The organism is Dongia sp. P2_B8 (assembly GCF_056404715.1).
Map to the genome: position 1 here is coordinate 952,242 of NZ_JBFUDM010000003.1, position 20,494 is coordinate 972,735.

Annotated in this window: 15 protein-coding genes and 1 tRNA gene; 11 read left to right on the plus strand and 5 right to left on the minus strand. The window is 61.0% G+C overall.

Translation table 11 applies throughout. The features are described from left to right. Positions 1-49 precede the first annotated feature (49 nt). Positions 50-5,947: a matrixin family metalloprotease gene (locus AC1DWZ_RS12050; protein WP_477169133.1), complete on the plus strand. Its 5,898-nt coding sequence runs from the start codon at positions 50-52 to the stop codon at positions 5,945-5,947. Positions 5,948-6,082: 135 nt separating this feature from the next. Here AC1DWZ_RS12050 and AC1DWZ_RS12055 read toward each other — a convergent pair. Together AC1DWZ_RS12055 and AC1DWZ_RS12060 are read right to left on the minus strand one after the other, a co-directional pair. Beyond that, positions 6,083-6,159: transfer RNA gene (locus AC1DWZ_RS12055), tRNA-Pro, on the minus strand. A gap of 156 nt (positions 6,160-6,315) precedes the next feature. Beyond that, positions 6,316-7,341: a polyprenyl synthetase family protein gene (locus AC1DWZ_RS12060; RefSeq protein ID WP_477169134.1), complete on the minus strand. Its 1,026-nt coding sequence runs from the start codon at positions 7,339-7,341 to the stop codon at positions 6,316-6,318. Between the two features lie 176 nt (positions 7,342-7,517). On the opposite strand from AC1DWZ_RS12060, the gene AC1DWZ_RS12065 reads away from it, so the two are divergent. The 10 genes from AC1DWZ_RS12065 to AC1DWZ_RS12110 all read left to right on the plus strand — a co-directional run bounded on the left by AC1DWZ_RS12065 (position 7,518) and on the right by AC1DWZ_RS12110 (position 17,952). Continuing rightward, entirely contained in the window at positions 7,518-7,748 is a 231-nt protein-coding gene (locus AC1DWZ_RS12065) for a putative signal transducing protein (RefSeq protein ID WP_477169135.1), read from the plus strand. Beyond that, a complete protein-coding gene (locus tag AC1DWZ_RS12070) occupies positions 7,748-8,500 on the plus strand; it encodes a tRNA1(Val) (adenine(37)-N6)-methyltransferase (RefSeq protein ID WP_477169136.1) in 753 nt (250 codons plus the stop codon). The genes AC1DWZ_RS12065 and AC1DWZ_RS12070 overlap by 1 nt, the downstream gene beginning before the upstream one ends. 18 nt (positions 8,501-8,518) lie before the next feature. After that, positions 8,519-8,776: a hypothetical protein gene (locus AC1DWZ_RS12075; RefSeq protein ID WP_477169137.1), complete on the plus strand. Its 258-nt coding sequence runs from the start codon at positions 8,519-8,521 to the stop codon at positions 8,774-8,776. A 191-nt stretch (positions 8,777-8,967) separates the two neighbouring features. Then, entirely contained in the window at positions 8,968-9,888 is a 921-nt protein-coding gene (locus AC1DWZ_RS12080; protein WP_477169138.1) for a glycine--tRNA ligase subunit alpha, read from the plus strand. 3 nt (positions 9,889-9,891) lie between these two features. Further along, a complete protein-coding gene (gene glyS / locus AC1DWZ_RS12085) occupies positions 9,892-12,003 on the plus strand; it encodes a glycine--tRNA ligase subunit beta (RefSeq protein ID WP_477169139.1) in 2,112 nt (703 codons plus the stop codon). 8 nt (positions 12,004-12,011) lie between these two features. Further along, on the plus strand, positions 12,012-14,699 hold the full coding sequence (gene ppdK, locus AC1DWZ_RS12090) for a pyruvate, phosphate dikinase (RefSeq protein ID WP_477169140.1): 2,688 nt from the start codon (positions 12,012-12,014) through the stop codon (positions 14,697-14,699). A gap of 139 nt (positions 14,700-14,838) precedes the next feature. After that, a complete protein-coding gene (locus tag AC1DWZ_RS12095; protein ID WP_477169141.1) occupies positions 14,839-15,762 on the plus strand; it encodes an ArgK/MeaB family GTPase in 924 nt (307 codons plus the stop codon). Positions 15,763-15,770: 8 nt separating this feature from the next. Beyond that, the gene (locus tag AC1DWZ_RS12100; RefSeq protein ID WP_477169142.1) at positions 15,771-16,379 is read left to right on the plus strand and encodes a CDP-alcohol phosphatidyltransferase family protein; all 609 of its coding nucleotides are present in this window, start codon (positions 15,771-15,773) and stop codon (positions 16,377-16,379) included. Next, positions 16,376-17,299 carry a phosphatidate cytidylyltransferase gene (locus AC1DWZ_RS12105; RefSeq protein WP_477169143.1) on the plus strand — a complete coding sequence of 308 codons (924 nt, stop codon included), beginning with the start codon at positions 16,376-16,378 and terminating at the stop codon, positions 17,297-17,299. The genes AC1DWZ_RS12100 and AC1DWZ_RS12105 overlap by 4 nt, the downstream gene beginning before the upstream one ends. A 2-nt stretch (positions 17,300-17,301) precedes the next feature. Next, positions 17,302-17,952, plus strand: coding sequence for a lysophospholipid acyltransferase family protein (locus AC1DWZ_RS12110; RefSeq protein WP_477169144.1), 651 nt, complete (start codon positions 17,302-17,304; stop codon positions 17,950-17,952). Here AC1DWZ_RS12110 and AC1DWZ_RS12115 read toward each other — a convergent pair. From AC1DWZ_RS12115 to ygfZ, 3 genes are read right to left on the minus strand one after another with little or no spacing between them, the layout of a single operon-like run. Beyond that, on the minus strand, positions 17,949-18,452 hold the full coding sequence (locus AC1DWZ_RS12115) for a cupin domain-containing protein (protein ID WP_477169145.1): 504 nt from the start codon (positions 18,450-18,452) through the stop codon (positions 17,949-17,951). The genes AC1DWZ_RS12110 and AC1DWZ_RS12115 overlap by 4 nt on opposite strands. Next, the gene (locus tag AC1DWZ_RS12120; protein WP_477169146.1) at positions 18,436-19,509 is read right to left on the minus strand and encodes a DmpA family aminopeptidase; all 1,074 of its coding nucleotides are present in this window, start codon (positions 19,507-19,509) and stop codon (positions 18,436-18,438) included. Before AC1DWZ_RS12120 ends, AC1DWZ_RS12115 begins: the two co-directional genes overlap by 17 nt. Positions 19,510-19,560: 51 nt before the next feature. After that, complete coding sequence (gene ygfZ / locus AC1DWZ_RS12125) at positions 19,561-20,469, minus strand: CAF17-like 4Fe-4S cluster assembly/insertion protein YgfZ (RefSeq protein ID WP_477169147.1); 909 nt, start codon at positions 20,467-20,469, stop codon at positions 19,561-19,563. Between the last annotated feature and the right edge of the window lie 25 nt (positions 20,470-20,494).

A 20,494-nucleotide genomic window follows, 5' to 3' on the forward strand; every position in this document is an offset into this window, starting at 1 on the left:
ATAATGGATTATTTTTCTCGTAATCCGTGATGATTAGTGAGGTTGGACCTTGCCTTCGCCCACCACCACCAGCCCCGCCACAACAGTTCCAGCCTCCACCGTCCTGACCACGGATGCTCTGCTGTCCCTCGCTAAATGGGGCACGGGCGGTGCCGGCACGGGTGTCAACATCACCTACAGCTTCCCGACCGCCAGCGCGGTCTGGGACAGCTCATATGATGGTTACGAACCCGATTGGCACGGCTATCGCGGGTTCACGGCCGCCGAGCAGACGGCATTCACGACGGCGCTCTCGTCTTTCTCAGCGGTCGCCAATATCACCTTCACACAGGTCTCGGACACGGCGAGCAGCGTTGGCGACATCCGTGTCGCCTTCAGCGGCGAGGTCGGTGACGAGGGCGCTCTGGGCTGGGCCTATTACCCGACTAATGAGGGGCCCTGGAGCGGCGACATCTGGTTCGACCCTGATCAGCAGATGAGCAGCTATCTCAATGCCGGCGGCTTCGGCATGGAAGTGCTTATTCATGAAATCGGCCATGCCCTCGGCCTGAAGCACCCGTTCGACGCCGATGGCGGCTTGCCGACCATGCCGACGCAATATGATGCGACCTTCTACACGGTCATGTCCTACACGGAATCGAGCCACTGGTACGATTGGGGCAACCCGTCGACACCGATGGTCTACGACATCGCGGCGCTGCAGTACCTCTACGGCGCCAATATGACCTACCACACGGGCAACGATACTTACTTTCTCAAGGACAACGGCAATACCTATGCCATCTGGGATGCCGGCGGCATCGACATGCTCGACGCGAGCCAGTTGCATCAAGGCATCACGATAAATCTTACGGATGGCAGTACGTCGCTGTATGGCGACAACCAGGCGATCGGCATCGCCTTCGGGGCCGACATCGAGAATTTTAAAAGCAGTAATTATGCCGATACGATCACCGGCAATGATCTCAACAATACTTTCTGGGTGGATAGCGCGGACGTCGTTTACGGCAGCGACGGCGATGATACCTACATTGTTACTGGCATTGCTGCTGGAGACATGTGGTACAAGCTGGTCGGCAACGACAACGGCTTCGACATTGTACAGGCCTACTGCAGCGTAAACCTTCCCAGTACTAAAAGCGTTGAGGCTGTCTACCTGATGGGAACGGCCGCGCTCGATTTCATCGGGGGTGACGGCAACGATGTCGTTTATGGCAACAGCGGGGCGAACAGGCTCGACGGGCGCCAAGGCCTCGATACACTGACGGGGGGACTGGGCAACGACACATACGTATTATCGTTGTCGGACCAGTCAGATACTCTCATCGAGTATGCCGGTGAGGGTATCGATACGGTAGAAAGCGCATTTGACTACGTGCTCGGTGACAATTTCGAGAATTTGGCCCTGACTTTTTTTAGCACGACGGGCACGGGCAATGGCGCCGACAATCTCATCTCTGGAAACGGCTTGGGTTTCAGCTCCCATCTCTTTGGCATGGGCGGGAACGACACGCTAAAAGGCGCCGGTGGAAACGATATCCTGGACGGCGGCAGCGGCAATGACACGCTAAATGGCGGGCTCGGCAACGATACCTACATCGTAGACAGTGCTGGCGATGTGGTTGTTGAGAGTTCCTCCAGCAACGCCGACAATATCGATACGGTTGAAAGTTCCGCTACTTGGAAGCTGTCCGACAATGTCGACCATCTGAAGCTAACCGGCAGCGTGAATATCAATGGCACAGGCAATGCGCTCGCCAATGAAATCACCGGCAACGAGTCGGATAACATTCTGGATGGGGGCATCGGCAACGATGTGCTGACGGGGAACGGCGGCAACGACACACTGATTGGCGGCATCGGCAATGACGTCATGAAAGGCGGCGCCGGCAATGACATCTATTGGGTGGATAGTGTCGACGATACGGCGAATGAGGAAGCTAATGCAGACACGGATGATGAAGTTCGCACCACGATACTCATCACGTCCATTGTAACAAATATCGAGCACTATACTTTTTCTGGCTCGGTAAACTGGACGTTCTCGGGCACGAGTGACGCAAACAATATCAGCGGCGGCTCAGGCAATGACACGCTTGGGGGTAATGCCGGCAAAGACAAACTCTTCGGAAACGCTGGCAATGACCAGCTCGATGGTGGCGCCGACGATGACGTCTTGGACGGAGGTACCGGCAACGACTGGCTCGCAGGTGGCGACGGTAATGACACCTATGTCGTGGATAGCATCGGCGACAGCACCGTCGAACTTGGTTCGGACAGCGACGATCAGGTCAAATCAACCGTCACCTACACGCTCACTTCTGGCCTTGAGCATCTGACGCTGCTCGGCACGACCGCCATCGACGGCATCGGCAACAGTGCCGCCAACAAGATCACCGGCAATGACGGTGCCAATATCCTTGACGGCAAGGGCGGCGCTGACGAACTGAGCGGCGGCAAGGGCAACGACACCTACGTGGTGGACGATGCCGGGGACAGGGTCGATGAGGCTCTCACCAACGCTGCAGGTGGCGGTATTGACACAGTGAAGACCAGTGTCGATTTCGATATGTCCGACGACACCAATGGCATTCATACCACGCTCGACAACGTCATTCTGACGGCGAGCGCGCATACGGTGACCGGCAACGATCTTGCCAACAACATCAGCGCAGCGGGTATGACGACGGCGGTTACGCTCCTTGGCGGAGAAGGTAACGATATCCTGACGGGCGGCAGTGGCCCAGGCTTCGATTTCCTCAACGGCGAAGAGGGCGCCGACACGATGATCGGTGGTGCCGGCAACGACATATACATTGTTGATAATACCGGCGACAAAGTCATCGAAACCATTGCCAATAGCGCCGGGGGCGGCGACGTTGACCAGATCAACGTTTTCAACATGAGCTATAGCCTGGCAAATCTCGCCAATATTGAAAACCTGATGCTGAATAGCGCAGGCGATTTCACAGCCATCGGGAATGCCGGCAAGAACGTTATTTCCGCCTTGGGTGGCGTAGCGGGCAACAAGACGCTCGATGGCGCTGCAGGCGACGATACGATCTATGGCGGCCAAGGCAACGATATGCTGATCGGCGGGCTCGGCAACGACACGTTGAAGGGCGGCTACGGCAACGATGTCTATATCGTCGACAGCCTGGACGACACGGTCAGTGAAGAGATCTATACCGACAGCAACGACGAGATTCGGACGAGCGTTCCGATCGCGGCTGCAGTGAGCCAGATCGAACACTATACGTATACTGGATCGAAAGCCTGGGTGTTTACCGGCACGACTGCCGACAACAAGATCAGCGGCGGCTCGGGTATCGACAAACTGACCGGCGGTGCCGGCAACGACCAGTTGTTCGGCAATGCCGGGAATGATGAACTCGATGGCGGTGCGGACAACGATCTGCTCGACGGTGGTGCCGGTAACGACGCCCTGGACGGCGGTGCCGGCAACGACACTTATGTCGTCGATAGCATTGGCGATAAGGTCACCGACAGCGCGGGCACCAACGATCTGGTGAAGTCGACAGTGACCTATACCTTGGCGAGCGGCCTTGAGCACCTGACACTGCTGGGTGCGGGCGCAGTCAACGGGACCGGCAACGGTGCCGCCAACAAGATCACCGGCAATGACGGCGCCAATATTCTGGAAGGTCTGGGTGGTGCCGACGAGTTGGTCGGCGGCAAGGGCAACGACACCTATATCATCGATGCCGATGACAAGGTCAACGAAGATATCTCGAATACCTTAGGCGGTGGTATCGATACGGTCAAGATCAGCGCTGATTTCGATATGTCGAAGGATAGCGATGGCGTTCATAGCAATATCGATAACGCCATTCTGCTGGCTGGCGCCACCGACGTGAAAGGCAACCTGCTCAATAACATCATCAATGGTTCTGGATTGGTGGCCGATCTGACGCTTTCCGGCGGTGGCGGCAACGACGCGCTGACCGGCGGTACCGGCAATGACGCTCTGACCGGCGATAGCGGCATCGATACCCTTGTCGGCGGCAAGGGCGACGATACCTATTATGTCAATCTCACTCTTTCAGGTGCGACGCTCAAGCTTGAGGATACGATCACCGAAGGCGCAAATGCGGGCTACGACAAAATTATCTTGAATGGCGCGCTCGCGCCAGCAACGGTAATGACTCTTCTCGTTGGTGCCAATTTCGAAGCGCTCGACGCCTCCGGCACGGGCACGACCAAGCTCAACCTCACCGGCAATGCTGTTGCCAATGTTCTTATCGGCAATGCTGCTGACAACGTCGTGGACGGTGGTGCTGCCAATGACATTCTTGAAGGCGGGCTGGGCAATGACAGGCTGATCGGCGGTCTTGGCAACGATACGCTCGAGGGTGGTGACGGCAACGACGTTTACGTCATCGACAGCGTCGCTGACATCGTCCACGAGTTTGGCACCGACACAGATGACGAGGTCATCACCTCGGCATTGCTCACTTCGGTTAGTCTCTACGATGAAGTCGAGCATTTCACCTATACCGGCGGACTCATCTGGGACTTCACGGCGACCGATGCCGACAACAAGTTGAGCGGCGGCTCAGGTATCGACAAGCTGCATGGCGGGCTGGGCAACGACCGGCTTTACGGCAATGCCGGGAATGATCAGCTTTTCGGCGACGACGATGACGATCTGCTCGATGGCGGTGTGGGTAGCGATATGCTCGACGGCGGCAGCGGCAACGACACCTATGTCATCGACAGTCTCGGCGATAAGATCATCGACAGCGCCGGCACCGATGATCTGGTGAAGTCGACGGTGACCTACACCCTGGCGAGCGGCCTTGAACGGATGACTTTGCTGGGTACGAGCGCCATCAACGGTACCGGCAACAGTGTCGCCAACAAGATCACCGGCAATGACGGCGCCAATATTCTCGATGGTCAGGGTGGTGCCGACGAACTGGCTGGCGGCAAAGGTAACGACACTTACGTGGTGAACGATGCCGGAGACATGGTCGACGAAACGCTTACCAACGCCTTGGGCGGCGGCATCGACATGGTCAAGACCAGCGTCGATTTCGACATGTCCGACGACATCAACGGGATTCGCAGCACGCTCGACAACGCCATCCTGATGGCAGGCGCCGTTGCGGTGACCGGCAATGGCCTCAACAACATCATTACCGGTGCCGGTCTCACGGCCGATCTGACCCTGTCAGGCGGTGGCGGCAACGACACACTGACCGGCGGCAGCGGTCATGACACCCTCACTGGCGGCAGCGGATTAGACACGCTGATCGGCGGCAAAGGCGACGATACATATCACGTCAATCTCATCCTCTCCGGCGCCATGGCCAAGTTCGAGGATACGGTATCAGAGGTTGCAAGCGCCGGTACCGACACGATCGAGCTCCACGGCAGCGTCGCGCTTGCAACGGCGACAACCTTGATCCTGGGTGCCAACCTCGAAAATCTTGATGCCTCGAATACCGGTTCGACCAAGCTCAACCTCACCGGCAACGCCCTTCACAACGTGCTTACCGGCAATGATGCTGCCAATACCCTTGATGGTAGCACCGGGGATGACGTGCTCAACGGGGGCGACGGTGGCGACAAGCTCATTGGCGGTGTCGGCAATGACACGCTGTGGGGTGGCGACGGTGTCGACATCCTGACCGGCGGCGCTGGACGTGATCATTTTGTCTTCAGGGATGCAAGCGAAGGCGGTGCTGGCGAGACGATCACTGACTTCGCCAAGGGCGCCAATGGTGACCTCCTTGATCTCAGCGACCTCCTCGATGGAGTGAGCGACCCTTTCGGTGATGGCTATGTCAGGTTCGAGCAATCGGGCGCCGATACGAAGGTGTTCTACGATGCTGACGGTAGCGGTGTGGGCGCCGAGCTGCAGCTGGTGCTGCTCAAGAACGTCACCCTGACTGAGGGCGACACCACCAATTACCTACTCTGACACGGCGTGCGGATAGTCGGCCGTAATGGCCTTGACCACGCACCGCAATCCCTCTTTGTTCCAGCCTTTGATCGCGGCGTCAGGTGCGGCGAAATACCCCCGGCGCCATTCACGATATATGGGAAAGAAATGAATTGGTCGGAGTGAGAGGATTCGAACCTCCGGCCCCTACGTCCCGAACGTAGTGCTCTACCAGGCTGAGCTACACTCCGACCAGAAGACACCCGGTTCCTGGAAATGTCCGGGCGCTTGAAACGCGGTGCCTTATAGCTGCTGGCAAAGCCCGGCGCAAGCCTGCCGGAGCGGTCCTGGCCCAACTTTATGGGCCAACCCCAAGTCCTTGGGGAAGCGGGCCTTTTATGGCTGACTCAGAACCCCCGGTCGATGCAGAAATCGACCACATCGATAAGGGCGTGCTTTTCCGGGCTGTCCGGGAAAATCCCCAGGGCATCGCGGGCGATGGCGCCGTAATGGGCGGCGCGGGCAACTGTGTCCTTGAGGGTGCCGTGACGCTCCATGAGCTGGATGGCATGGCGGAGGTCGGCGTCGGCCTGCTCGACCTCTTCCAGCGTACGCTTCCAGAAGTTGCGCTCCTCGGCATCGCCGCGCAGGAAGGCGAGGATGACGGGGAGGGTGATCTTGCCCTCGCGGAAATCGTCGCCCACCGTCTTGCCGAGCGTCTCCTGCTTGGCCGAATAGTCGAGCGCGTCGTCGATCAGCTGGAAGGCAATGCCGAGATTGAGCCCGAAGCTCTGGAGGGCGTCCTCCTCAAGCTTGGGCCGTGCGGCCACAACGGCACCGACTTCGCAGGCGGCGGCGAAGAGGGCGGCGGTCTTGCCCTTGATCACTTCGAGATAGGCTTGCTCGGTGGTCGCCGTGTCGTTGCTGGTCATCAGCTGCAGCACTTCGCCCTCGGCGATGATGGCAGAGGCGCCGGACAGGATTTCGAGGACCCGCAGCGAGCCGTCGGCCACCATCAACTGGAAGGCACGGCTGAACAGGAAATCGCCGACCAGGACCGAGGGCTTGTTGCCCCAGACCGCATTCGCGGAGGCGCCGCCACGACGCAGGGCGCTTTCGTCCACCACATCGTCATGAAGCAAGGTCGCGGTATGGATGAACTCGACACAGGCAGCAAGCCCGGCCGCCCGTTCACCGCGATAGCCGCACATGTGGGAGCTGGCGAGGGTGAGAAGCGGGCGCAGCCGCTTGCCGCCGGCGGCAATGATATGCCCGGCCAGCTGCGGAATGAGCTGCACATCGCTCTGCATGTGCCGCAGGATGAGCTGGTTGACGCGCTCGAGATCGGCGCCGACCAGGTCCGTGAGCCTGTCCAGCGCATTGCCTTTGCTGTCCTTGCCCCGCCCGGTTTCAAGATTGACGATAACGGCCACGCTGAATTCCCTACCTAAATCCCACAAACCCTAACGTCTGAAAACCTAACGTCTTGAGAAAAACCCATTCCCGGGCGAGCATAGCCGCTGGCGGCGCTCGGTCAAGCCGAGCGGGCAGCGGGACCGCGACATAACGGCGCGGGCTCAGGCTGCAGTCATATTGGGGGAACTGGCATTTGCGTGAACTGATCCGGTCCGGCGATCCGGTTAGGCTGTCCTTCCTGACAGCGCTCCTGGCAGATGCCGGGATCGATTCCCTGATCCTGGATACGCATTCCAGCATCATGCAGGGCAGCCTTGGCATCCTGCCGCAGCGCCTGATGGTGGCCGATGACGACCATGCCCGGGCGCAAGCTGTCTTGACCGAGGCCAAAGAGATGGATTCCAGCAGCCAGCCGTTTTCCTGATGGGCGACGATCTCGCCTTTGCCGTCAGCACCGATCGTCTGCTTGGCAATCGGCTGACGCTCCAGCAACCGGAAGCGGGCTACCGTGCCGCCATCGACCCGGTGCTGTTGGCTGCCTCCGTGCCAGCGGTGGCGGGCGAGCGTGTGCTGGATCTGGGATGCGGTGTGGGAACGGCCGGCTTGTGTCTGGCGGTACGTGTGCCGGCGGTGCGTGTTCTTGGCTTGGATTTACAGGCGGATCTCATTGCCCTGGCTGTGCGAAATGCCGCCGCCAATGACGTGCAGGCACGGGTCAGTTTTGCCGCGGGCGATGTGCTGGAATTTCACGAGCGTGATTTTGCTCATGTCCTGGTGAACCCGCCTTATCTGTCGCGTGACAAGGCCTCGATCTCGCCCAACCCGATCAAGGCTATGGCCAATGTCGAAGGTGCAGCACGTCTTTCGGATTGGGTCGCTGCTGCCGTCGCTGCGGTGAAGCCGGGCGGCACCGTCACCTTCATCCATCGCGCCGATCGCGGTGACGAGTTGCTGGGACTGATGCAAGAAGGCCTGGGCGCGCTTAAACGATTGCCGTTGCTGCCGCGCAGAGATGCCGCGTCCAAGCGTATCATCCTGCAGGGCACCAAGGACGCACCACCCCATTTTCGGGAATTGCGCCCCTGGGTACTCCATGAAGCCGACGGGCGTTTTACCCCGGAGACTGAGGCGATCCTGCGCGATGCGGCGCCGTTGCGCTTGACCGACAGGAGTTGAGGTCGCTAAATCACACCCATGTTCGGTTTTCCCGGGTTTCCAAAATTGCTGCTGCTCGCCGCGATCATCGCGGTGGTGTGGTATTTCATGCGCCGCGGCCAGGTCGCCAGGCGCGAAACGGACGGCAATATCGGTGGCAGCAGCCGGCCGTCGACCCGTGCCAAGCAGACCGCCGCCAAGCATCAGAAGCCGATCGAGGACATGGTCCAGTGCAAGGCCTGCGGGTCCTATGTGCCGGCCAAGACCGGCTGCTCTTGCGGACAGGCGGCGCGTTAAGCTTAATCGGGCCGCCAGCAGTCACAATTCCCCTGATTAGTCACACAAATTTGGCTGAATCGTGCGCTTTTTGGCACGGACGCTTTCCAGGCGTGGCTTGATTAAGTGCGGGGGCGTTAGTATGTTGCGCCGCACCAAGAAGCCGGTTCCGGCACCTGTCCGGGATGAACACCATAGGGGGTCGACCTATTATGCCCGCCGCTGCCGGGACCAACGTCCGGAAACCGAATCCTGAGACCTGTTTCCAGGCGCTCATCCTGAAGCTGCAGGCCTATTGGGCCGCCCAAGGCTGCGTGGTGCTGCAGCCCTATGACATGGAAGTGGGTGCCGGCACGTTCCATTGGGCGACCACCTTGCGGGCCCTTGGCCCCAAGCCCTGGCGCGCTGCCTATGTCCAGGCCTCGCGCCGGCCCAAGGATGGCCGCTATGGCGAGAACCCGAACCGGCTGCAGCATTACTACCAGTTCCAGGTGATCATGAAGCCGTCGCCGGCCGACAGCCAGGATCTCTATCTGGGTTCCTTGAAGGCCATCGGCATCGATCCCTTGCAGCATGACATCCGCTTCGTCGAGGACGATTGGGAAAGCCCGACGCTCGGCGCCTGGGGCCTTGGCTGGGAAGTCTGGTGCGACGGGATGGAAGTGAGCCAGTTCACCTATTTCCAGCAGGTCGGCGGGTTGGAGTGCAATCCGGTCTCGACTGAACTCACCTACGGCCTCGAGCGCCTTGCCATGTATGTGCAAGGTGTCGAGAGCATCTACGATCTCGACTATAATGGTCACGGCATGACCTATGGCGATGTGTTCCTGCAGTCCGAGCAGGAATATTCGACCTTCAATTTCGAACGTGCCAACACCGATCTGCTGCTTAAGCATTTCGAAGATGCCGAGAAGGAATGCGCGGCACTCTTGGGCGGAAATAAAGCGCTGCCGCTGCCGGCCTATGACCAAGCGCTCAAAGCCAGCCATCTCTTTAATCTGTTGGACGCCCGCGGGGTCATCTCCGTGACGGAACGCCAGGCCTATATCGGCCGCGTGCGCACATTGGCCAAAGCCTGCTGCGAGGCCTGGGAAGCTACCCAGAAACCAGATGCATCGCGAGAGGGGGCTTAAGCCATGGCCGAGCTTCTCCTCGAACTCTTCTCCGAAGAAATCCCTGCGCGCATGCAAGCGCGTGCGGCGGAGGATCTGCAGCGTCTGGTGACGGACAAACTGAAAGCGGCGGGTCTGACGTTCACCTCCGCCAAATCCTTCGTGACGCCGCGCCGCCTGGCGCTCGTGGTCGATGGATTGCCTCTGGCCCAACCGGATGTGAAGGAAGAAAAGAAAGGCCCACGCGTTGGGTCGCCCGCACAGGCGGTCGATGGGTTCCTGAAATCCGCTGGCCTTGCTTCGCTCGATCAATGTGAGAAACGCGATACCGGCAAGGGTGAGTTCTATTTCGCGGGCATCGAGAAGAAGGGTGTCGCCACGGCAGCGATCCTGCCGGAGATCATTCTGGCGGCGATGGCAGATCTGCCCTGGCCGAAATCCATGCGCTGGGCCGGCAATACGCAACGCTGGGTGCGGCCACTGCACAGCATCGTCGCAGTGTTCGATGGTAAGCTTGTGTTGGGCACCTTCGATCTGGCGCCAGGCAAGGTTGCCTTCGGCGACAAGACCAAGGGCCACCGCTTCCTGTCCTCCAGCGAGATCACAGTCAGCAACTTCGCCGATTATCAGGCGAAGCTGAAGGCGGCCAAGGTCATCCTGGATCAGACTGAACGCCGCGCCAGTATCAAGGCGCAGGCGGATGCGGCGGCGGCCAAAGAAGGCCTCACCGTGAAGCCGGATGAGGGCCTGCTCGATGAAGTGACCGGCCTCGTGGAATGGCCGACCGTGCTCATGGGCAAGATCGACGATGAGTTCATGTCGGTGCCACATGAGGTGCTGACCACCTCAATGCGGGTCAATCAGAAATACTTCGCGCTGCAGGACAGGGACGGCAAGCTGGCACCGCGCTTCCTGGTCACGGCCAATATCGAAGCGACGGATGGCGGCAAGGCTATCGTCCACGGCAATGAGCGCGTGCTGCGCGCGCGCTTGTCGGACGCGAAGTTCTTCTGGGACCAGGATTTGAAGATCAGTCTGGCCGAGCGTGTGCCGCAGCTGGATACCATCACCTATCACGCCAAATTGGGCACGGTCGGTGAGAAGTCTCGGCGCGTGAAAGCGCTTGCACGGGAACTCGCCAAATATGTCCCGGGCTGCGAGGCAAGCCTTGCCAATGAAGCGGCGGGCCTGGCCAAGGCCGACCTTGTTTCCGGCATGGTTGGCGAATTTCCGGAACTTCAGGGCATCATGGGACGTTATTACGCCCGAGCCCAGAAATTGCCGGAACCTGTCGCAGATGCCATCGCCGATCATTATAAACCGCTTGGTCCGAACGACACCTGCCCGAGTGCGCCAGTGAGCGTCGCGGTGGCGCTGGCTGACAAGATCGACACCCTGACCGGTTTCTTCGCCATCGACGAGAAGCCGACCGGGTCGAAGGACCCGTTTGCGTTGCGCCGTGCGGCGCTGGGCATCATCCGGCTCATTCTCGAGAACAAGCTCCGGCTCAAGCTGCGTGATGTGCTGGGCTTTGCCTATAGCGGCTATTACGACAGCCCCACTACTTCAAGCGGGGGTGGTTTTGAGAAGAACGCGCCCAAGGCCGTCATCGGCGACCTCATGGATTTCTTCGCCGACCGTCTGAAGGTCGCGCTGAAGGAGCAGGGCGTCAGGCACGATCTCATCACCGCCGTGTTCGCACTGGGCGATGAAGATGATTTGACGCGGCTCCTGGCGCGGGTCGATGCGCTGAAGGGGCTGGTCGATAGCAGCGAAGGCGCCAACCTGCTGGCCGGCTATAAGCGGGCCACCAACATCCTGCGCATCGAAGAGAAGAAGGACGGCGTCGGCCAGTCTGCAGCCCCCGACTCATCCTGGCTGAAACAGGATGAAGAGAAGGCGCTCTACCAGGCGCTGGAAGCGGCCCGGAAGAAAGTGGTTGATGCCGTTGCCAAAGAAGATTTCGCAGCAGCGATGAGCGCGCTGGCTGGTCTTCGTACGCCGGTCGATGCCTTCTTCGACAAGGTCACGGTCAACGCCGATGAAACAGAATTGCGTGGCAACCGCCTCCGGTTGCTGAACTCCATCCGCGACACCTTCAATCTGGTGGCGGACTTTTCAAGGATCGAAGGATGACCATAACCATGACAAAGTGGGTCTATCATTTCGGTGGCGGCGCGGCGGAAGGCCGGGCCGATATGCGCAATCTGCTGGGTGGCAAGGGCGCCAACCTTGCCGAGATGTCGTCGCTGGGCCTGCCGGTGCCGCCGGGCTTCACCGCGACCACCGAGGTCTGCACGCATTATTACGCCAACTCCAACAAATACCCGGGCGAGCTCACCGCACAGGTCGAAGCCGGTGTCGCCCATATTGAAAAGATCGTTGGGTTGAAGTTCGGTGATGCGAAGGCGCCGCTGCTGGTGTCCGTGCGCTCCGGTGCGCGCGTCTCGATGCCCGGCATGATGGATACGGTGCTCAATCTCGGTCTCAATGACGAGACGGTGAAGGGGCTTGCCGCCAAATCCGGCGATGCACGCTTTGCTTATGATTCCTATCGCCGCTTCATCCAGATGTTCGGCAATGTCGTGCTCGGCGTCGAGCATCATAATTTCGAAGACATCCTCGATTTCCACAAGCAGGAGAAGGGTGTCGATCTGGATACCGAGCTCACCGCCGAGGATTGGCAGAAGATCATCGCCGACTATAAGGCGAAGGTGGAGGAGGAACTCGGCAAGCCCTTCCCGCAGGATCCCAAGGAACAGCTCTGGGGCGCCATCGGCGCCGTGTTCGGCAGCTGGCAGATCCCGCGCGCCGTCACCTACCGCAAGATCAACAGCATTCCTGAGGAATGGGGCACGGCCGTCACGGTCCAGGCGATGGTGTTCGGCAATATGGGCGAGGATTGTGCGACCGGCGTTGCCTTCACGCGCAACCCGTCGACGGGCGCCAAGGAGTTCTACGGTGAATATCTCATCAACGCCCAGGGCGAAGATGTGGTGGCCGGCATCCGCACGCCGCAGCATTTGACATTGGCTGGTAAGAAAGCCAACAACTCGACCCTGCCCGCCATGGAAGAGACCATGCCGGATGTGTTCGGCCAGCTGATGAAAGTGCGCGACCAGTTGGAGCGTCACTACACCGACATGCAGGACATCGAGTTCACGGTCCAGCAGAGCAAGCTCTATATGCTGCAGACCCGCAACGGCAAGCGGACCGCGCAGGCGGCCCTCAAGATCGCCGTCGACCTCTGCAATGAAGGCTTGATCGACAAGAAGACGGCGGTGGCCCGCATCGAGCCTGCATCGCTCGATCAGCTGCTGCATCCGACACTTGATCCGAAGGCCAAGAAGGACATCATTGGCCACGGCCTGCCGGCGAGCCCGGGTGCCGCCTGTGGCAAGGTGGTGTTCACGGCCGACGAAGCCGAGGACCGTGCCGCCAAGGGCGACAAGGTCATTCTGGTGCGTGTCGAGACGTCGCCCGAAGACATCCATGGCATGCATGCGGCGGTCGGTATTCTGACCACGCGCGGCGGCATGACCAGCCACGCTGCCGTGGTGGCGCGTGGCATGGGGCGCCCTTGCGTGTCCGGTGCCGGCGACCTTCGCGTCGATGCGGCGCAGAAGACCATGGTGGTGAAGGGGCAGAAAATCGTCGAAGGCGATATCATTACCATCGATGGCGGCACCGGCGAAGTCATGCTGGGTGCCGTGGAGACGATCGAGCCCGTTCTCTCGGGCGATTTTGCGACACTGATGGGTTGGGCGGACAGTTTCCGCAAGCTGAAAATCCGCACCAACGCCGAAACGCCCTTGGATGCGCGGACCGCGCGCCAGTTCGGTGCGGAAGGCATCGGCCTCTGTCGGACAGAGCATATGTTCTTCGACGGAAGCCGCATCATCGCCATGCGCGAGATGATCATGGCAGAAGACGTGGCGGGCCGGAAGAAGGCACTGGCCAAGATTCTGCCCATGCAACGCCAGGATTTTGTCGAGCTGTTCCAGATCATGAAGGGGCTGCCGGTCACTATCCGCCTCCTCGACCCGCCGCTTCACGAATTCCTGCCGCATAGCCGCGCCGAAATGGCGGAGGTGGCCGCGGCGGCCGGTATCTCTGTTGATCTCGTCGCACACCGCGCTTCGCAGCTCCAGGAATCGAACCCGATGCTGGGGCACCGCGGGTGCCGGCTCGGCATTACCTATCCGGAAATCTACGAGATGCAGGCGCGCGCCATCTTCGAAGCTGCAGCCGAGGTGAAGGCGAAGCAGGGCGATACGGCTGAGCCGGAGATCATGATCCCGCTGGTCAGCATTCCCAAGGAACTCTCCTTGATGCGGGCCATCATCGACCGCGTCGCGCGCGAAGTGGCCGAGAAGAGCGGCAGTCCGATCCCCTATTCGGTTGGCACCATGATCGAATTGCCGCGTGCAGCCTTGCTGGCGGCCGAAATCGCCAAGGATGCGGCGTTCTTCAGCTTTGGCACCAACGACCTCACGCAGACCACCTACGGCCTCAGCCGCGACGATGCCGCGCGCTTCATGCAATCCTATGAACGCCAAGGCATCATCGAACGCGATCCCTTTGTGACCATCGATGTGGATGGCGTGGGTGAGTTGGTGAAGATCGCCGCCGAACGCGGCCGCAAGACGCGCCCGGACATCAAGCTCGGCATCTGCGGCGAACATGGCGGCGATCCGGCCTCGATCCATTTCTGCGCGTCGGTCGGGCTGAACTATGTGTCCTGCTCGCCTTACCGCGTGCCGATCGCCAAGCTTGCCGCGGCACAGGCGGCACTCACTGGTGACCAGTCGGGCCGCAAGGGCGAGGGGTGATACGGGCAGAAGATACCCCCCTCCCAACCCTCCCCCTCAAGGGGGGAGGGCTTTTTGTTGCATGCGGATCTGCTTTTAGAGTTTGCTGGAAATCATCCCCTCCCCCCTTGAGGGGGAGGGTTAGGGAGGGGGGTGTGGCATGACCACTCTCTCCGACCTTCGCTCGGCCGGCAAACCCACCCTCGCGCGTATCCTGGCGCAGCTTGAGACCAATCCTGATGACCCTAGCCTCGTCGCGCTGCTGGACGAAGCTTATGTGAGCCCCATCGCCCAGGTGATCGGTCTCACCGGTCCGCCCGGCGTCGGCAAGTCGACGCTGGCTGGCGCGCTCATCACCGCATACCGCAAGGCCGGCAAGGCCGTTGCCGTCATTGCCATAGATCCATCCTCCAAACGCTCCGGCGGGGCGTTGTTGGGCGACCGTACGCGGTTGCGCACTGATCCGGACGATCAGGGCATCTTCGTGCGCTCGATGGCGGCGCGGGATCAGCTGGGTGGCCTGGCAGAAATCACCTTTGCCGCCATGGTGCTGATGCGGGCACTCTATGACGTCGTACTCATCGAGACGGTGGGCGTGGGGCAGTCGGAAACCGACATCGCACTCGCCGCCGACACGGTGATCTTTTGCGTGCAGCCGGGATCCGGCGATGCGCTGCAGTTCATGAAGGCCGGCATCGTCGAAATCCCGGATATTGTCGCGGTCACCAAGGGCGATCTCGGCCGTGCCGCGACACGGGCGCGGGCGGATGTCAAAGGGGCGCTGGGCCTTGGCGATCAGTCGCGCGACAATGGCCATTGGGACGTGCCGGTCCTCATCGTCTCGGCGAATGCGGCGGAAGGCATTGAGGGGTTGATCGAAGCCACTGCGACTCACGCTGCCTGGCTGGCGGCCGATGGACGCCAGCAGGCCAAACGTGCCGCCCAGACCCAGGCTTGGACCCTGGCTGCCATCAAGGAACGCTGGGGGCGGGAAGGGTTGAAGCGCCTAAATGATGGCGGCGTGACGGCGCGCACAACAGAATCTCCGTTTCTGGCCTTGGCGGAGCGCGCGCGCCAGCTATAGTGGCGCCTATGGCATCCATATACGATCTCAAGCCGCGTTTCGTGGCTCTCCTCCGCCCCATCGCCGCCCGCCTCGCCGCCGGCGGCGTTACTGCGAATGCGGTGACCCTGGCGGCCATGCTGGGCTCGGTCCTGGTCGGCATCATCCTGGGGCTTTGGCCGGATTACCCGCAGCTGTGGTTGATACTGCCGGTGTTCCTGTTCCTGCGCATGGCGGCCAATGCGATCGACGGTATCCTTGCCCGCGAGTTCGCTATGAAGTCGCGGCTGGGGGCTATCCTCAATGAGGTGGGCGACGTGGTGTCCGACACCGCGCTTTGCCTGCCGATTGCCCTGCTGCCGGGCGCCAACGGTTTCTGGGTCGTCATGGCCGTGGTCACGGCCATCATCAGCGAGATAGTCGGCATCATGGGCCAGGTCATCGGTGGCAGCCGGCGTTATGACGGGCCGATGGGCAAAAGCGACCGCGCACTCGCGGCCGGTTTACTGGGGCTGATGATCGGTTTCGATGTGCCGTCCGGCAGCTGGGTCAATTGGGAGATGATTGTTGTCGCCCTGCTGGGCGTCGTCACGATCTTCAACCGCGCCCGCCATGCCCTTGCCGAGACCCCGAAATGATCTTCGACATCGCGGACAATGTCGCCATCGCGCTGGCGGCCATCTTCGGTCTGTTGCTGATTGCCACGGCGGTGGCTTGGCCGCAGCGCAGGAAGAAGCATGAGCTGTGGCTGCGCACACGCACCTGGTGGGTGATCATCCTGCTGCTCGGCATCTCGATCGCCTTGCCATCCTGGGTGCCGATTGCCTTGTTCGGCCTGATCAGCTTCCTCGCCTTCAAGGAATTCGTGACGCTCATTCCGACACGCCGCGCCGACCACCGCGTGCTGCTGTGGGCCTATCTCTCGATCCCGCTGCAATATTACTGGGTCTCGATCGGCTGGTACGGGATGTTCATCATCTTCATCCCGGTCTACATCTTTCTGGCGCTGCCCTTGCGCATGGTGCTGGCCGGTGAGACGCAGGGCTTCATCAAGGCCGCGGGCACAGTGCATTGGGGCTTGATGATCGCGGTCTTTTCGCTGAGCCACGCCGCCTTTCTGCTGGCGCTGCCGGCTTCAGGCAATCCGGTCGCGGGTGGTGACGGGCTGCTTCTTTATTTGCTGCTGCTCACCGAGATCAATGATGTCGGGCAATATTGCAGCGGCAAGCTGCTCGGTAAGCACAAGGTCGTCCCCAAGGTCAGCCCGAACAAGACCGTCGAGGGCCTTATCGGCGGTGTCGTGATCACCACGTCGGTTGCAATGCTGGCGGCACCCTATCTGACACCGCTCGCCTGGTATGAGGCCGGCGGTATCGGCTTCGTGCTGGCGCTGGCCGGGTTTGCCGGCGATGTCACGATCTCGGCGGTCAAGCGTGATTTGAAGCTCAAGGATAGTGGCAGCCTGCTGCCTGGCCATGGCGGTGTCCTCGACCGGGTCGATAGCCTGACCTTCACGGCGCCTCTGTTCTTCCACATCGTCTACTTCCTCTATTACTGATCATGTCGCGCTGGCTGCGCCGCCTGTTTGCGATCTGCGTGCTACGGCCGATCGCGATCATGATGCTCGGCATCACGGTGCGGGGGCGCGAGAATCTGCCCAAGGCAGGCCCAGCCATCATCATTGCCAATCACAACAGCCATCTCGACACGCTGGTCTTGCTGTCGCTGATGCCCTTTCGGCATATCGACATCGTGCGGCCGGTGGCGGCGGCGGACTATTTCCTGCGCAACCGCTATCTCGCCTGGTTCAGCCTGCAGATCCTCAACATCCTGCCGCTGGAGCGCGGCAATGCCGCCCGCGGCGAAGACCCGCTCAAGGAGAGCGCGGCGGCACTCGATCGTGGTGAGATCCTGATCGTCTTTCCGGAAGGCTCGCGTGGATCGGCCGAGGTGATGGGAAAGTTTAAAGGCGGTGTTGCCAGGCTCAAGGAGCGCTATCCACGGGTGCCGGTCATCCCGGTCTTCCTGCAAGGCGCCGGCAAGGCACTGCCGCGCGGTGAGATCGTGCTGGTGCCGGTGGTGGTCGATGCGGTGGTGGGGAGGGAGGTGCCGTGGAGCTGCAACCGCGCCCAATATACGCAGGAGATGGAAAGTGCCGTCCGCGCGCTCGGTGCCAGCCTGCCGAAAGTCTTCGACGACGACGAGGATTAGTCGGTCAGTCGCTCGATCCAGGCACGGTGCTGCGGAAAATCCGCGAGCAGCGCATCGCGCGTTGCCAACTCGAAATCGGCAAAATCGAAACCCGGTGCCACGGTGCAGCCCGTGAGTGCGAAGGTGCTGCCCTTTGCCGGAATGGCACCGAACCAATGACCGGCCGGCACCACATGCTGCGGCACCTGGCCCGCCGCGAAGTCGTGGCCGAGAATGGTTTCGGTCAATTGTCCATTGGGTGCCATGGCGACGATGACGAGCGGATCGCCCGCGTAGAAATGCCAGACCTCGTCAGACTTGATCCGATGCAGTTTTGAGCGATCGCCCGCGCGCAGCAGATAATAGATTGCCGTCGAGTGCGATCGATCGCCATGAAAGCGGGCAGGCAAGCCGGCATTGGGGATAGCCTCCGCCGCGCGGTAGGTCTCGCGGTAGAACCCACCCTCGGGGTGCGGAGCGAGATTCAGCCTCGCAACGAGCAGATCAATCTCGTCTGGCATAGCGAGCGACCGCCTGTTTGAGGAGATCATGCGGCACGGCATGCGCCGTGCGACCTTTGTAGCCGGTCATGGTCTCGGCAGCACACAGCGCGTTCCAGATCGCTTCCTCGGTGGCTTCCGCGGCGGCCTGGAACAGGGGTGTGCATTCCTCCATGCCCAGCATCCGCACATCGGCCATCTTCGATTTCAAGGCGACACGGTTGCCGGTGGAGAAGGCCAGGAAGATATCGCCCGATCCGTTGGAGCCGATGCCGCCCACCCAGGCGAGGCCTGTCGTGGCGCGGCGCGCAAGGCGCTGGCATTGGATCGGCAGCAAGGGCGCGTCGGTTGCCAGGATGACGATGATCGAGCCCTGTTCCTCTTTCCGCTCGGCATGGGCGGAGGCCACAACGTCCGTGGTGAGTTCAAGCCCCACCGGCGTATGTCCGCAACGCAGCATCGGTCGCCTGCCGTAATTGGCTTGCACCAAAGCGCCCACGGTCCAACCGCCTTCCGCCGCGGTGAGGCGCCGCGAGGCGGTGCCAGTACCGCCCTTGAATTCATGGGTGATCATGCCGGTGCCGCCGCCGATATTGCCTTCCGGCACCGGACCGCTCTTGGCGGAATCCAACGCCTCGATCGCCATGTCGAGGGTGATCGGAAATGTCTCGGCATCCGACAGCCAACCATCCCAGGTTTCAGCAGCGACTGGTAGGTGCCAGGCCTGATCGATGCCCTTGCGCGCGGCATGCACGCAGATCGCATCGCGCGCGATACCGACCGCGTGGGTGTTGGTGATGGTCATGGGGGCGGCCAGCAGGCCCTGTTCATTCAGCCAATGGCTGCCGGTCATCTCGCCATTGCCGTTGAAGGAATGGATCCCGGCGAACATGAAATCGGTATAGATGTCGTCGGCTGGCCAGATCGCGGTAACACCGCTGCGCACGATGTGCGGTGTGTCGCGGATCACCGTCGAAAAGCCGACCCGAATGCCAGCCACATCGGTGATGGCGTTCAGCGGCCCGGGCTGCATCTGCCCCACACGGATCCCCAAATCCCGCAACCGCGCCTTCGCCATGATCTTCCCCCGATTTCGTTGGGGTGAGATTAGGCGAGGGGGCGTGCCGGCTCAAGCCATCTCAGGCAGTTTCACCCAGTCGGGAACTGATGCAGTCACATGGGCGCCATCAACGTCCACGCCTTTGCTGATCATCGCGTCGAGATGCTCCAGGCGGATGAGGGCGAGGCCGCGTCCGCTGTCGGCGACGCGGATTTCACCGGCTTCCTTGCCGTCGATGGTGAGGATCGCGCCGGCAGCAAGCGGTGCGCCGTCGATCTTGACCGGCAGCAGGCGCTTCCTGACCAAGCCGCGGTATTTGGTTCGCGCGGTGAGTTCCTGGCCCATATAGCAGCCCTTCTGCCAGTCGACGCCGTGGAGCTCATCGACACCGGATTCGAGCAGGATGGATTTGTCGGGAATAAGGTCGTTGCTGCCCTCCGGGACACCCAATGCAAAGCGCAGGCGCTGGAAATCGCCGGGTGCCGCCTCGGTGAAACCGAGATCGCGCAGGGTCTGTTGCGCTATGGCGCGCGGCAGGAAGGCGCGGGCACCCAGTGTCGAGAGGCGCGGATCGCTGAAGACAACACCACCGGCCAGCGCGCGCGCGGCTCCAGGCTCGGCCACGAGGCCAAGTCGCTGCAAGGTATCGCCGCCGAACAGGCTCACGACGGCGAAACCCTCGTCCAAATCTTCGAGTGTCACCTTGGAGCGCAGCTTGAAAAGCTTGAGCCGCTTCAGCAGATCAGCGCGGCGCAGGTTTTCCGTATCGACCAGATAGCGCTCGCCGTCGCCGACCAGCAGCAGATCATAGGCGAACTTGCCTTGGGGGCTCAGCAAGGCAGCATAGATGGCGCGGGTGTCGGAGATATGCCGCGTATCATTGCTGATGAGACCCTGCAGGAATTCCTGGCGGTCCTCGCCGCTGACGGCAATCACGCTACGGGCCGGGTTGAGTTCGAAAAAAGCCTTATCTATCATGTGGCTATGCGTCGCTTTCTGGGTT

Coding starts and splice junctions, on each gene's coding strand:
- AC1DWZ_RS12075 (WP_477169137.1), top strand. CDS start 8,519: ATGTTCGGTTTTCCCGGGTTTCCAAAATTGCTGCTGCTCGCCGCGATC.
- AC1DWZ_RS12105 (WP_477169143.1), top strand. CDS start 16,376: ATGATCTTCGACATCGCGGACAATGTCGCCATCGCGCTGGCGGCCATC.
- AC1DWZ_RS12115 (WP_477169145.1), bottom strand. CDS start 18,452: ATGCCAGACGAGATTGATCTGCTCGTTGCGAGGCTGAATCTCGCTCCG.
- AC1DWZ_RS12100 (WP_477169142.1), top strand. CDS start 15,771: ATGGCATCCATATACGATCTCAAGCCGCGTTTCGTGGCTCTCCTCCGC.
- AC1DWZ_RS12095 (WP_477169141.1), top strand. CDS start 14,839: ATGACCACTCTCTCCGACCTTCGCTCGGCCGGCAAACCCACCCTCGCG.
- ygfZ (WP_477169147.1), bottom strand. CDS start 20,469: ATGATAGATAAGGCTTTTTTCGAACTCAACCCGGCCCGTAGCGTGATT.
- AC1DWZ_RS12080 (WP_477169138.1), top strand. CDS start 8,968: ATGCCCGCCGCTGCCGGGACCAACGTCCGGAAACCGAATCCTGAGACC.
- ppdK (WP_477169140.1), top strand. CDS start 12,012: ATGACAAAGTGGGTCTATCATTTCGGTGGCGGCGCGGCGGAAGGCCGG.
- glyS (WP_477169139.1), top strand. CDS start 9,892: ATGGCCGAGCTTCTCCTCGAACTCTTCTCCGAAGAAATCCCTGCGCGC.
- AC1DWZ_RS12120 (WP_477169146.1), bottom strand. CDS start 19,509: ATGGCGAAGGCGCGGTTGCGGGATTTGGGGATCCGTGTGGGGCAGATG.
- AC1DWZ_RS12110 (WP_477169144.1), top strand. CDS start 17,302: ATGTCGCGCTGGCTGCGCCGCCTGTTTGCGATCTGCGTGCTACGGCCG.
- AC1DWZ_RS12070 (WP_477169136.1), top strand. CDS start 7,748: ATGGGCGACGATCTCGCCTTTGCCGTCAGCACCGATCGTCTGCTTGGC.